Genomic DNA, 13406 nt, shown 5'->3' on the forward strand with positions numbered 1-13406 from the left:
CCGTTCTTTTCAGCTATCACGCCCGAGGGTGATGCTGTTGATGAAGTTGCCGCAGACGCTCAGTAGCGACATGCGTATAAATTTGAGTCGTCGAGAGATCGCTATGCCCCAGCAACATCTGCACAACGCGTAAATCCGCACCATGATTTAACAAATGGGTGGCAAAGGCGTGACGCAACACATGCGGCGACAGCTTTTCGCTGTCGATCCCCGCCAGCACGGCATAATGTTTAATGCGATGCCAGAAAGTTTGTCTCGTCATCTGCTGCGCACGCTGGCTGGGAAACAGTACATCAATTGACACACCGTTTAGCAACCACGGTCGCCCGTGTTCCAGATAGGTTTCCAGCCAGTAAACTGCCTCTTCACCTAACGGCACCAGGCGTTCTTTGTTGCCTTTACCAATTACCCGCACCACCCCCTGACGCAAGCTGATATCGCTCATCGTCAGCCCTACAAGTTCAGAGACACGCAATCCGGTAGCATACAGCACTTCGAGCATCGCTTTGTCGCGTAGCTCCAGAGGCTGATCAATCAGCGGCGCCTGCAATAACCTTTCGACTTGCGCTTCACTTAAATCTTTCGGTAGACGCTGGGGTAATTTTGGCGAAGCAAGATGCGCACTGGGATCGTCTTCACGAAACTTTTCGCGATAAAGATACTGGAACAATCGGCGCACCGCACTCAGCAAACGAGCGGAACTGGTGGCTTTATACCCGCCTTCCAGCCGTTCTGCCAGTAATGCCTGTAAGTCGCCGCTTTGCGCCGTTGCCAGCGTCAGTCCACGATGATGCAACCACTCCACCATCATTGACAGATCGCGACGATATGCGTTCAACGTATTTTCTGCCAGATTTTTTTCCAACCACAGGGCATCAAGAAACTGCTCGATGCGTGCCAGATCCTGTTTCACTTGCGCCCCTTATCGTTACTCGTTTGATCCATTATGCCTTATTGTGCCGTGACTAAAGCGATTCTGATACACTAGCCGCAAAAGCCACAGCAGAATCGAGAAGCTTACGTTATGAATATGGGTCTTTTTTACGGTTCCAGCACCTGTTATACCGAGATGGCAGCGGAAAAAATCCGCGATATTATCGGCCCAGAACTGGTGACCTTACATAACCTCAAGGACGACTCCCCTAAATTAATGGAGCAGTACGATGTGCTCATCCTGGGAATCCCGACCTGGGATTTTGGTGAAATCCAGGAAGATTGGGAAGCCGTCTGGGATCAGCTCGACGACCTGAACCTTGAAGGTAAAATTGTTGCGCTGTATGGGCTAGGCGATCAACTGGGATATGGTGAGTGGTTCCTCGATGCACTCGGTATGCTGCATGACAAACTCTCGACCAAAGGCGTGAAGTTCGTCGGCTACTGGCCAACGGAAGGGTATGAGTTCACCAGTCCGAAACCGGTGATTGCTGACGGGCAACTGTTCGTAGGTCTGGCGCTGGATGAAACTAACCAGTATGACCTCAGCGACGAGCGTATTCAGAGCTGGTGCGAGCAAATCCTCAACGAAATGGCTGAGCATTACGCCTGAGATTACTGACGGCATAGCGCACTCGCTTTGCCGTCGCCATTATTTTTGCGTCTCCTGCTGTAACAAAATCCGCCGCAAATCTCGCCATTCGGCTTCATCCATGCTGTCTGCTGCCAGCCACAGATGCTGACGTTTGCCGCTATCAGAACGTAAACGCAACATCATGCCGCTTTTAATCATCCACGGCGCTTTAACGATGCTCCACTCCTGCCCCTGCCAGCGCAAACGCCCATCCATCAGCAGACGAATCTCACCCTGACGAGCATTAATGCGCCGCTGGCTGCGAACGCAATCAAACACCACTAGCGAAAGCAACACCAACCATAACGGGGTGTAACTAAGCGGCCAGGGCATGAGTAAAATAACAGCGGCAACCAGCCCATGAATCAGCAAGGAAAGCCACTGCGCGCGCCAGGAGACGCGCAGTTCAGATTGCCACAGGACCACGTTCCCGGTTCCGTGTCTGGATGAGTCGGACCATCATTTCCAGTTCTGCATCGGCCGGTTTACCGTGATTCATCAGCCAGTTGAACAGATCGGGATCGTCACATTCCAGCAGACGAATAAAGATGCGTTTTTCGTCATCGCTTAAGCTGTCGTACTCATGTTCGAAAAACGGCATGATCGAAATATCAAGTTCGCGCATACCACGGCGGCATGCCCAATGAATGCGGGCTTTGTTGTTAATGTCCATCTTCTTCCTGTCTCACGAAAATCCAGTACTTGGCTATTGTAACGTGTTTTTCGACTTCTTTTGCGGGAATATCGGTAAACACAATCACAATCGCGAAATTAATCCACAACAATTCAATGGCTTCATTTTTTTGGAAGTCACCTCGCAAAGCCTGGTTGAAGGCACAGATCGCGTAGTGAAAGCACTTGCAATGCCCCATAGCTCTTTTACCATTAGTCATTAATTACGCCGTTTGTAAAACAGGACTCCATTATGGCTTTTACACCTTTTCCTCCCCGTCAGCCTACGGCTTCTGCCCGTTTACCGTTGACGCTGATGACGCTTGATGACTGGGCGCTGGCCACCATTACTGGCGCGGACAGCGAAAAATATATGCAGGGTCAGGTGACAGCAGATGTCAGCCAGATGACAGAAGATCAGCACCTGCTCGCCGCACATTGTGATGCTAAAGGTAAAATGTGGAGCAATTTGCGTCTGTTCCACGATGGCGACGGTTTCGCATGGATTGAACGGCGCAGCGTGCGCGAGTCGCAGCTTACCGAACTGAAAAAATATGCGGTATTTTCTAAAGTGACCATCGCCCCAGACGACGAGCGTGTGTTGCTTGGTGTTGCCGGTTTTCAGGCACGCGCCGCGCTGGCGAATCTCTTTAGTGAACTGCCTTCGAAGGAAAAACAGGTGGTCAGAGAAGGTGCGACCACCCTGCTATGGTTTGAACACCCGGCAGAACGTTTTCTGATCGTGACCGATGAAACTACCGCCAGTGCGCTGACCGATAAACTGCGCGGCGAAGCGGAACTGAACAATAGCCAACAGTGGCTGGCATTAAACATTGAAGCGGGCTTCCCGGTGATTGATGCGGCTAATAGCGGGCAGTTTATCCCCCAGGCGACCAATCTCCAGGCGCTGGGCGGCATCAGCTTTAAGAAAGGCTGCTATACCGGGCAAGAGATGGTGGCGCGAGCAAAATTCCGTGGTGCCAACAAACGCGCGCTCTGGTTGCTGGCAGGTAGCGCCAGCCGACTGCCGGAAGCAGGTGAAGACATCGAGCTGAAAATGGGCGAAAACTGGCGTCGTACCGGAACCGTGCTGGCGGCGGTCAAACTGGAAGATGGGCAGGTCGTGGTTCAGGTAGTCATGAATAACGACATGGAACCGGACAGCGTTTTCCGCGTTCGTGACGATGCGAATACATTGCATATCGAGCCGCTGCCGTATTCGCTGGAAGAGTAAATTTCTGTATCGCTTCGGGCATCTATTGCCTGATGCGACGCTGACGCGTCTTATCAGGCCTGGGATTTGGTGCCTTTATCACAACAGGGACGCAGCCCGTAGGCCGGATAAGGCGCTCGCGCCGCATCCGGCAGTTGCGCTCTGATGCCTGATGCGACGCTGGTGTATCTTTTCATTCCTACAAAGGCATACCAATTACGCCTGCCCAATATACAAATAAATCGCCAGGAAATGGCACACGCTGCCGCCGAGCACAAAGCCGTGCCAGATGGCGTGGTTGTAGGGAATGCGTTTGCAGACGTAGAAAATTACCCCGAGCGAGTAAACTACACCGCCTACGGCCAGTAAGGTAACGCTGCCCGCCGCGAGCTTAACTGCCATTTCATAAATCACCACCAACGACAGCCAGCCCATAGCCAGATAAGTCACCAGAGATAAGATTTTAAATCGGTGCGCGATGGTCAGTTTGAACAGAATCCCCAGCAATGCCAGGCTCCAGATAACAACCATCAACCCGCGCGCTAACGGAGAATCCAGCCCCACCAGCAAAAACGGCGTGTAGGTTCCGGCAATCAACAGATAAATGGCGCAGTGGTCAAATTTCTTCAGCCACATTTTTGCCCGTTGATGAGGAATGGCGTGATAAAGCGTCGAAGCGAGGAACAGCAGGATCATACTGCCACCATAGAGGCTATAACTGGTTATCGCCGTGGCGCTGGCATTGAGATCCACCGCCTGAACCAGTAGCAATACCAACCCAACGATACCAAACACCAGTCCAATACCGTGACTGACGCTGTTGGCAATTTCCTCTGCCAGCGAATATCCCTGCTTAATGAGAGGCTTCTGAACCATAACTTACTCCGGAGAAACGTACACGCACGTGTATACCTCTCCAGCGTAACTGAGAATAGTTCCAGTGAACACCTGTTAGCTAAAATAAATTCTGATTTGAGACTAATCTCCGAAAAATCATGAAATTAAATGCGAAATTTCAACTAACAGGCGTGAGTTCAATTTAAAGACATTTAAATTCAATTACATAAAACTGTGTCTGACCGGGATAGATATCGGCAATGACCTTTTTCAATTCAGCCAGGGTCATATTTTCCTGTTGCGCGTGTTTTTCTGTGAGAGTATCCAGCGTCACCGTTGAGGTTGCAGTGACTTCAATAGTGCAAAAATAGCCGTTATCTTCAAAGCGCCCGACACGAAGCACATCGCCAGCTTTAAAGTGCGATTCAGACTCGTCACGGATTGTGATGGTTTTACGCCCAGCCAGAATGTCATCCTGGAATCGTTGAAAAAAAGTGATGTTGTTTGGCTGCATGGTACTATTTCCTGTAAGAATTGACTCATCTGGAGCCTATGATAGTGAAAAAACTCACCTTACCGAAAGATTTCTTATGGGGCGGCGCAGTTGCCGCTCATCAGGTCGAAGGCGGCTGGAACAAAGGCGGCAAAGGGCCGAGTATTTGTGACGTACTGACCGGCGGTGCACACGGCGTGCCGCGCGAAATCACCAAAGAAGTCTTGCCGGGCAAAAACTATCCAAACCATGAAGCGGTAGATTTTTACGGTCACTACAAGGAAGACATCAAGCTATTTGCCGAAATGGGCTTCAAATGTTTTCGTACTTCCATCGCCTGGACGCGCATTTTCCCGAAAGGCGATGAAGCTCAGCCAAACGAAGAAGGGCTGAAGTTTTACGACGATATGTTCGATGAACTGCTGAAATACAATATCGAACCGGTGATCACCCTCTCCCACTTTGAAATGCCATTACATCTGGTGCAGCAATACGGTAGCTGGACCAACCGTAAAGTGGTTGATTTCTTTGTCCGTTTCGCAGAAGTGGTATTTGAGCGTTATAAGCACAAAGTCAAATACTGGATGACCTTCAACGAAATTAACAACCAGCGTAACTGGCGCGCGCCGCTGTTCGGTTACTGCTGCTCTGGCGTGGTTTATACCGAGCATGAAAATCCGGAAGAGACGATGTACCAGGTGCTACATCACCAGTTTGTCGCCAGCGCCCTGGCGGTGAAAGCCGCGCATCGCATCAACCCGGAGATGAAAGTTGGTTGTATGCTGGCGATGGTGCCGCTCTATCCTTACTCCTGTAACCCGGACGATGTGATGTTTGCCCAGGAGTCGATGCGCGAACGCTACGTCTTTACCGATGTGCAGTTGCGTGGCTATTACCCGTCCTATGTGTTGAACGAGTGGGAACGTCGCGGATTTAACATCAAAATGGAAGACGGCGATCTGGATGTGCTGCGCGAAGGCACCTGCGATTATCTTGGTTTCAGCTATTACATGACCAACGCAGTGAAGGCCGAAGGCGGCACCGGCGATGCCATCTCTGGTTTTGAAGGCAGCGTACCAAACCCGTATGTTAAAGCATCTGACTGGGGCTGGCAGATTGATCCTGTGGGTCTGCGTTACGCGCTATGCGAATTGTATGAGCGTTACCAGAAGCCGCTGTTTATTGTCGAAAACGGTTTTGGCGCTTACGACAAAGTGGAAGAAGACGGCAGCATCAACGACGACTACCGCATTGACTACCTGCGCGCCCATATTGAAGAGATGAAAAAAGCGGTGACTTACGATGGCGTAGATCTGATGGGCTACACGCCGTGGGGCTGCATCGACTGTGTGTCGTTCACCACCGGACAGTACAGCAAACGCTACGGCTTTATCTATGTGAATAAACATGACGACGGTACTGGCGATATGTCGCGCTCCCGTAAGAAGAGCTTTAACTGGTACAAAGAGGTGATTGCCAGCAACGGCGAGAAACTTTGATTAGCTGATGTGCCGGATGCAACGTAATTGGCGTTGCATCCGCCCAGATAACTTTCCCATCTTATTTACCGCCCGCCAAATCGATAAAGCTCCCAGTGACATAAGAGGCTTTATCGCTTAACAGCCAGACAATGGCCTGGGCAACTTCATCTGCCTGTCCGCCACGGTGCATGGGGATGTTCAACTTAACGCGATCGACGCGTCCTGGTTCGCCACCGCTGGCATGCATTTCGGTATAAATAAACCCTGGTCGCACGCCATTGACGCGAATCCCTTGCGCAGCGACTTCCAGCGACAGTCCGGTGGTTAACGTATCAATCGCTCCTTTCGATGCCGCATAATCAACGTATTCCCCCGGCGATCCCAGCCGTGAGGCCACTGAAGATACATTGACGATAGCGCCGCCGCTACCGCCGTTTTTAAGCGCCATGCGTTTTACCGCCTCGCGGCAGCAGAGAAAATATCCCGTCACATTGGTGGAAAGCACCCGGTTGATTCGCTCTGCGGTAAGGTTTTCTACGGTGCACTGGGTAAACAAGATCCCGGCGTTATTGACCAGCGCAGCTAGCGGTTCATCGTGCTGGTCGATTGCTGTAAACATCGCGACAACCTGGTTTTCGTCGCTAATATCCGCAAGGAGCACAAATGCCTTGCCACCCGATTTAGTTATTAAGTTCACCACTTCCTGCGCCGCGTGGAGGTTTTGCTGATAATTAACCGCCACCGTATACCCTTCTTTTGCCAGCAGCAGCGCAGTTGCCCGCCCAATGCCGCGACTGCCACCGGTCACAAGTGCTATAGCCATTTTTTTCCTCATAAATTAAGACTGATAACAAAGTCAAAAGAGCGCACGATCAATCCACTCTCCCCTTCAGGGAGAGGGAGGAAAACCGTGCCAATATTTACGTTTGAGCAAACTGTCAGCAAGTAAAAAGGCGCCGAAGCGCCTTTAGAAGATAGTCGAATCAGTAAATTACTGGTATTCGCTAATCGGTACGCAGGAGCAGAACAGGTTACGGTCGCCGTACACATCATCCAGACGTTTCACCGTCGGCCAGTATTTGTCTGCCACGCCTGCCGGGAATACCGCAACTTCGCGGCTGTACGGATGCACCCACTCGGCAACCAGTTCGCTCTGAATGTGCGGCGCGTTCACCAGCGGGTTATCTGCCAGCGGCCAGACTCCGGCTTTCACCTGGTCGATTTCTGCGCGGATAGCCAGCATCGCGTCGATAAAGCGATCCAGCTCTACTTTGCTTTCAGATTCAGTCGGTTCAACCATCAGCGTACCCGCCACCGGGAACGACATGGTCGGCGCGTGGAAACCGTAGTCGATCAGACGCTTGGCAATATCCAGCTCGCTGATGCCGGTTTCTTCTTTCAACGGACGAATATCGAGAATACATTCGTGCGCCACGCGACCGTCGCGACCGGTATACAGCACCGGGAAGGCATCCTGCAGGCGGCTGGCAATATAGTTGGCGTTAAGAATTGCCACCTGACTTGCTTTTTTCAGCCCTTCTGCGCCCATCATGCGGATGTACATCCAGCTGATTGGCAGGATGGATGCGCTACCGAACGGTGCCGCAGAAACCGCGCCCTGACGGGTTAACATGCCTTCGATTTGCACCACGCTATGACCCGGCACAAACGGCGCCAGATGCGCTTTCACGCCGATCGGTCCCATACCTGGACCGCCACCGCCGTGCGGAATGCAGAAAGTTTTATGCAGGTTAAGGTGCGAAACGTCCGCGCCAATAAAGCCCGGCGAGGTGATGCCAACCTGGGCGTTCATGTTCGCACCATCAAGATAAACCTGACCGCCGAACTGGTGTACAACTTCACACACTTCACGGATCGTTTCTTCATACACGCCGTGGGTGGAAGGATAGGTCACCATGATGCAGGAGAGGTTATCGCCCGCCTGTTCCGCTTTCGCGCGCAGATCAGTCAAATCGATATTGCCGTTTTTATCACACGCCACAACCACCACTTGCATCCCCGCCATATGTGCAGAAGCGGGGTTAGTGCCGTGAGCAGAAGCCGGGATCAGGCAGATATCGCGATGCCCTTCGTTGCGGCTTTCGTGATAATGACGAATCGCCAGCAGCCCCGCATATTCGCCCTGAGCGCCAGAGTTCGGCTGCATACAGACGGCGTCGTAACCGGTCAGTTTCACCAGCCAGTCAGCCAGTTGCGCGATCATCTGCTGATAACCTTCGGCCTGTTCTGGCGGGCAGAACGGGTGCAGTTCAGCAAATTCCGGCCAGGTGATTGGGATCATCTCAGCGGCGGCGTTCAGTTTCATGGTGCAGGAACCCAGCGGGATCATCGCCTGATTCAGCGCCAGATCTTTACGCTCCAGCGAGTGCATATAGCGCATCATTTCGGTTTCGCTGTGGTAGCGATTAAACACCGGATGGGTGAGAATTTCGTCATCGCGCAGCATTGCAGGCTGAATAGAACGGCTGTCGTGAGCCACGTCTTTGTCCAGTGTGTCGATGTCCAGCCCATGATTATCGCCCAGCAGTACGCTGAAAAGCTGCATCACGTTTTCGCGCGTGGTGGTTTCATCAAGGGTGATCCCAACCGCGTTCAGAATATCGCTACGCAGGTTGATTTCAGCCGCTTCGGCACGCGCCAGCACGCCCGCTTTATCAGCCACTTCCACACACAAAGTATCGAAATAGTGCGCATGGCGCAGCTTCAGACCTTTTTGTTGCAGCCCCGTTGCCAGAATATCAGTAAGACGGTGGATGCGGTTAGCGATACGTTTCAGGCCAACCGGACCGTGATAAACGGCATACAGGCTGGCGATGTTTGCCAGCAGAACCTGGGAAGTACAAATGTTCGAGTTCGCTTTCTCGCGACGAATATGTTGTTCACGAGTCTGCATTGCCATGCGTAGCGCAGTATTACCAGCCGCATCTTTCGATACGCCGATAATGCGCCCCGGCATGGAGCGTTTGTATTCATCTTTCGCCGCAAAGAATGCCGCGTGTGGGCCACCGTAGCCCATCGGCACGCCGAAGCGTTGCGCCGAACCAAAGACAATATCCGCGCCCTGTTTACCCGGCGCAGTTAACAGCACCAGCGCCATAATATCGGCGGCAACGCTGACCACAATTTTGCGTGATTTCAGTTCGCTAATAAGCGCAGTGTAGTCGTGAATTTCACCAGTCGTGCCGACCTGCTGTAACAGCACGCCGAAGACGTCCTGATGGTCGAGCACTTTTTGCGCGTCATCGACAATGACTTCAAAACCAAAGGTTTCAGCGCGGGTACGTACGACATCGAGCGTTTGCGGATGCACATCGGAAGCCACGAAGAAGCGGTTGGCATTTTTCAGTTTGCTGACGCGTTTCGCCATCGCCATGGCTTCGGCAGCAGCGGTGGCTTCGTCCAGCAGTGATGCCGAAGCCATATCCAGCCCGGTTAAATCCAGCGTTACCTGCTGGAAGTTGAGCAGTGCTTCCAGGCGCCCCTGAGAAACTTCAGGTTGATACGGGGTATACGCAGTATACCAGCCCGGATTTTCCAGCATGTTGCGCAGGATAACCGGCGGCAGTTGCACGGCGGTGTAACCCATGCCGATGTAAGACGTGAAGCGTTTATTGCGACTGGCAATAGCCTTGAGTTCTGCCAGTGCGGCGTATTCGGTCGCCGGTGCGCCAACCTGCGGCGGGGTCGCGAGCTGAATATCTTTCGGCACAATCTGGCCGGTCAGCGCGTTTAGCGATTGTGCGCCAACGGCATTCAGCATTTCTTGCTGTTGCGCGGCGTCCGGTCCGATATGGCGTTCAATAAAAGCGCCGCTGTTTTCAAGCTGGCTTAACGTCTGTGTCATGAGCGATGGTTCCTGAAACGTGCAGTGAATTGTGAACCTCTCTCCTTGCGAAGAGAGTGAGGGTGAGGCGTACAATTTCCTCACCCTTATCCTCTTCCAAAGAAGAGGATTAAAGCCGTTACTCGTCTTCTAACAATGCTTCGTATGCGGTCGCATCCAGCAGTGATTCCAGTTCGCTTTCATCGCTGGCTTTGATTTTAAAGATCCAACCGCCTGCATACGGTTCGCTGTTCACCAGTTCCGGGGAATCGCTCAGCGCGTCGTTCACCGCCACGATTTCACCGCTTACTGGCGCATAAATGTCTGACGCCGCTTTTACTGATTCGGCAACCGCACAGTCATCGCCCGCGCTAACCGTTGCGCCTACTTCCGGCAGGTCAACAAACACCATATCGCCTAACAGCTCCTGGGCGTGTTCGGTGATGCCAACGGTGTAAGTGCCGTCGGCTTCTTTACGCAGCCATTCGTGTTCTTTGCTGTATTTCAGTTCTGCTGGTACGTTGCTCATCAATCAATCTCCAAAAAAGTAAATCACGCGACGGCTTTGCCGTTACGCACAAAAACAGGTTTCGTCACTTTTACCGGCATTTCACGGTTGCGAATTTGCACAATCGCCGTTTCGCCAATGCCTTCCGGCACACGTGCCAGCGCAATGCTGTAACCCAGCGTCGGGGAGAAAGTGCCGCTGGTGATAATGCCTTCATGCTGGTTGCCCTGCGCGTCGGTAAAACGTACCGGCAGTTCATTACGCAGCACGCCTTTTTCGGTCATCACCAGGCCAACTAATTTTTCTGTGCCATGCTCACGCTGCGCTTCCAGAGCTTCACGACCGATGAAGTCACGATCTGCCGGTTCCCAGGAAATGGTCCAACCCATGTTGGCGGCTAAAGGAGAAATGGTTTCGTCCATCTCCTGACCATAAAGATTCATGCCCGCTTCCAGACGCAGCGTGTCACGCGCGCCCAGGCCGCAGGGCTTAACGCCCGCTTCCACCAGCGCGCGCCAGAAATCCGCCGCTTTTTCATTTGGCAGCGCAATTTCATAGCCCGCTTCACCGGTGTAACCGGTGGTGGCAATAAACAGATCACCCGCCTGCACGCCAAAGAACGGTTTCATTCCTTCCACCGCCTGACGCTGAGCGTCATTAAACAGTGTGGCAGCTTTTGCCTGCGCATTCGGCCCTTGTACTGCAATCATGGAAAGGTCATCACGAACGGTAATTTCGATGCCGAAGGGTTCAGCGTGTTGGGTAATCCAGGAGAGGTCTTTTTCGCGGGTGGCGGAGTTTACAACGAGGCGGAAGAAATCTTCAGTGAAGTAGTAGACGATGAGGTCATCTATCACACCGCCAGAGGCATTCAACATCCCGGAGTAGAGGGCTTTGCCACTTTTGGTGAGCTTCGCCACATCGTTCGCCAGCAGATAACGCAGAAACTCCCGGGTGCGGCTGCCACGAAGATCGACGATGGTCATATGCGACACATCAAACATTCCGGCATCGGTACGTACCGCATGATGTTCGTCGATTTGCGAACCGTAATGCAGCGGCATCATCCAGCCGTGGAAGTCCACCATGCGAGCGCCGCAAAGCGTGTGTTGTTCGTACAAAGGAGTCTGTTGTGCCATCTTGTCCTCATTGAATAAGCGGGGCTGACAACTTTTCATGGCGAAATTATCACCACGAAACCCAGCATCGGAGCCACTCCCGGTCCCCAACGCAATCGTTCTCTTTTCCCTGAACTTACCACCGAAACAGACTGTTAACCATAAGGTAAAATTGATCATCACATTAGCTTATGGTTAAAAAATACAAAAATCTCAACAGAATAAAAAACCAAAAATTTATTTTATTTTTATATAAATACGATGCTTTCAAGAAACAGATTTGGATAAACGAATATTAAGAACTGAAAATATGTCAAAAATCACTCAATGAAAAAATCGTAACATTAGAAAATATAATGCGAAATTGATGGTGAAATTAGTTTATTTCAAATGAGGAAAATCTCCCGGCGAAAAAACCGGGAGAAGAAAGTGTGATGGGTATCAAATAAAGAGTTGAGGAGAAATTTTTAACGCAGCCATTCAGGCAAATCATTCAATCCCATTGCCTGACGGATAAGTTGTGGCTTAACGCCAGGAAGCGTGTCGGCCAGTTTCAGGCCAATATCGCGCAGCAGTTTTTTCGCCGGATTGGCTCCGGAAAACAGATCGCGAAAGCCCTGCATACCAGCCAGCATCAGCGCAGCACTGTGCTTGCGGCTACGCTCATAGCGACGCAGGTAAATATACTGCCCGATGTCTTTACCCTGACGATGCAACCGTTTCAGTTCAGCAATCAACTCTGCGGCGTCCATAAAGCCGAGATTAACGCCCTGTCCCGCCAGCGGATGAATGGTATGCGCGGCGTCGCCCACCAGCGCCAGACGGTGCGCGGCAAACTGGCGCGCATAACGCCCCGTCAGCGGGAATACCTGACGCTCGCTCTCAACCTTGCATAAGCCCAGGCGATTATCAAAAGCGATATTTAACGCGCGATTAAATTCGTCTTCACCTGCCTGCTGCATCCGCTGCGCTTCCTCTGGCGACAGTGACCAGACAATCGAGCAAAGATGCGGATCGCTAAGCGGTAAAAAGGCCAAAATACCTTCGCCATGGAAAACCTGGCGCGCCACAGCTATATGCGGTTCTTCAGTACGAATAGTCGCCACCAGCGCGTGATGCTGATAATCCCAGAAAGTCAGCGGGATATCAGCTTTGTTGCGCAACCAGGAATTAGCGCCGTCCGCGCCAATCACCAAGCGCGCCGTTAACATGCTGCCATCTTTCAGCGTCAGGAAGGTTTCGTTTTCTCCCCAGGCGACCTGCTGTAATTCTGCGGGGGCCAACAGAGTGATATCTGACGACTGATGCGCTTTGTTCCACAGCGCGTAGTGAATCACTGAGTTTTCAACAATATGCCCAAGATGGCTATAGCCCATGCTTTGATCGTCAAACGAGATGTGACCAAAGCTGTCTTTGTCCCACACTTCCATGCCGTGATAGCAACTGGCTCTGCGGGAGAGGATGTCCTGCCAGACGCCAAGACGGGTAAGTAATTTTTCGCTGGCGGCATTGATAGCCGAAACGCGCAGTTGTGGTAGTGCATCCGCCGCCAGAGGTTCAGGTACGCGCTGCTCCAGTACGGCGACGCGTAAGCCGCTACCCTGTAAGCCGCAGGCAACCGCCAGCCCCACCATGCCGCCGCCAACAATGGCTACATCAACACTTTGCATTGT

At 52.1% G+C, this 13406-nt stretch carries 14 protein-coding genes and 1 pseudogene; 4 read left to right on the plus strand and 11 right to left on the minus strand.

The window, feature by feature from the left end:
* Positions 1 to 16 precede the first annotated feature (16 nt).
* A complete protein-coding gene (gene xerD, locus A7589_RS16625; protein ID WP_000806648.1) occupies positions 17 to 913 on the minus strand; it encodes a site-specific tyrosine recombinase XerD in 897 nt (298 codons plus the stop codon).
* A 111-nt stretch (positions 914 to 1024) separates the two neighbouring features.
* Between xerD and fldB the strand changes: the two genes are divergently transcribed.
* A complete protein-coding gene (gene fldB, locus A7589_RS16630; RefSeq protein ID WP_001055874.1) occupies positions 1025 to 1546 on the plus strand; it encodes a flavodoxin FldB in 522 nt (173 codons plus the stop codon).
* 39 nt (positions 1547 to 1585) lie between these two features.
* Here fldB and A7589_RS16635 read toward each other — a convergent pair whose 3' ends face one another.
* The 3 genes from A7589_RS16635 to A7589_RS22865 are packed head-to-tail and all read right to left on the minus strand — an operon-like array spanning position 1586 to position 2460.
* Positions 1586 to 1993: a protein YgfX gene (locus A7589_RS16635; RefSeq protein WP_000244787.1), complete on the minus strand. Its 408-nt coding sequence runs from the start codon at positions 1991 to 1993 to the stop codon at positions 1586 to 1588.
* Entirely contained in the window at positions 1974 to 2240 is a 267-nt protein-coding gene (sdhE, locus tag A7589_RS16640) for an FAD assembly factor SdhE (RefSeq protein ID WP_000354046.1), read from the minus strand. Before sdhE ends, A7589_RS16635 begins: the two co-directional genes overlap by 20 nt.
* A complete protein-coding gene (locus tag A7589_RS22865; protein ID WP_000181264.1) occupies positions 2230 to 2460 on the minus strand; it encodes a hypothetical protein in 231 nt (76 codons plus the stop codon). The genes sdhE and A7589_RS22865 overlap by 11 nt, the downstream gene beginning before the upstream one ends.
* A gap of 32 nt (positions 2461 to 2492) precedes the next feature.
* Here A7589_RS22865 and ygfZ point away from each other — a divergent pair, with 32 nt between their 5' ends.
* Positions 2493 to 3473 (plus strand): tRNA-modifying protein YgfZ, encoded by a 981-nt coding sequence (gene ygfZ, locus A7589_RS16650; RefSeq protein WP_000886069.1) that lies wholly within the window; start codon positions 2493 to 2495, stop codon positions 3471 to 3473.
* Positions 3474 to 3668: 195 nt separating this feature from the next.
* Here the strand turns inward: ygfZ and trhA are convergent, their stop codons facing one another.
* Both trhA and yqfB read right to left on the minus strand, forming a co-directional pair.
* Complete coding sequence (gene trhA, locus A7589_RS16655) at positions 3669 to 4328, minus strand: PAQR family membrane homeostasis protein TrhA (RefSeq protein ID WP_000250279.1); 660 nt, start codon at positions 4326 to 4328, stop codon at positions 3669 to 3671.
* Positions 4329 to 4491: 163 nt separating this feature from the next.
* Positions 4492 to 4803, minus strand: a complete 312-nt coding sequence (yqfB, locus tag A7589_RS16660) for a N(4)-acetylcytidine aminohydrolase (RefSeq protein ID WP_001183003.1) — start codon at positions 4801 to 4803, stop codon at positions 4492 to 4494.
* 44 nt (positions 4804 to 4847) lie between these two features.
* On the opposite strand from yqfB, the gene bglA reads away from it, so the two are divergent.
* Positions 4848 to 6281 carry a 6-phospho-beta-glucosidase BglA gene (bglA, locus tag A7589_RS16665; protein WP_024257340.1) on the plus strand — a complete coding sequence of 478 codons (1434 nt, stop codon included), beginning with the start codon at positions 4848 to 4850 and terminating at the stop codon, positions 6279 to 6281.
* Positions 6282 to 6342: 61 nt separating this feature from the next.
* Here bglA and A7589_RS16670 read toward each other — a convergent pair whose 3' ends face one another.
* The 4 genes from A7589_RS16670 to gcvT all read right to left on the minus strand — a co-directional run bounded on the left by A7589_RS16670 (position 6343) and on the right by gcvT (position 11754).
* Complete coding sequence (locus A7589_RS16670; RefSeq protein WP_000951953.1) at positions 6343 to 7086, minus strand: SDR family oxidoreductase; 744 nt, start codon at positions 7084 to 7086, stop codon at positions 6343 to 6345.
* 168 nt (positions 7087 to 7254) lie between these two features.
* A complete protein-coding gene (gcvP, locus tag A7589_RS16675) occupies positions 7255 to 10128 on the minus strand; it encodes an aminomethyl-transferring glycine dehydrogenase (protein WP_000195074.1) in 2874 nt (957 codons plus the stop codon).
* Between the two features lie 118 nt (positions 10129 to 10246).
* Positions 10247 to 10636 (minus strand): glycine cleavage system protein GcvH, encoded by a 390-nt coding sequence (gcvH, locus tag A7589_RS16680; protein WP_001295377.1) that lies wholly within the window; start codon positions 10634 to 10636, stop codon positions 10247 to 10249.
* Positions 10637 to 10659: 23 nt separating this feature from the next.
* Positions 10660 to 11754: a glycine cleavage system aminomethyltransferase GcvT gene (gene gcvT / locus A7589_RS16685; RefSeq protein ID WP_010354553.1), complete on the minus strand. Its 1095-nt coding sequence runs from the start codon at positions 11752 to 11754 to the stop codon at positions 10660 to 10662.
* 313 nt (positions 11755 to 12067) lie between these two features.
* Here gcvT and A7589_RS23725 point away from each other — a divergent pair.
* Positions 12068 to 12127 (plus strand): annotated as a pseudogene (locus A7589_RS23725) (hypothetical protein); the annotation flags it as partial.
* Between the two features lie 73 nt (positions 12128 to 12200).
* Here the strand turns inward: A7589_RS23725 and ubiI are convergent.
* Positions 12201 to 13403, minus strand: coding sequence for an FAD-dependent 2-octaprenylphenol hydroxylase (gene ubiI / locus A7589_RS16690; protein ID WP_001192157.1), 1203 nt, complete (start codon positions 13401 to 13403; stop codon positions 12201 to 12203).
* Positions 13404 to 13406 lie beyond the last annotated feature (3 nt).

Origin of the sequence: Escherichia sp. MOD1-EC6475 (assembly GCF_003046645.1) — a bacterium.
Taxonomy (GTDB): Bacteria; Pseudomonadota; Gammaproteobacteria; order Enterobacterales; family Enterobacteriaceae; genus Escherichia; species Escherichia ruysiae.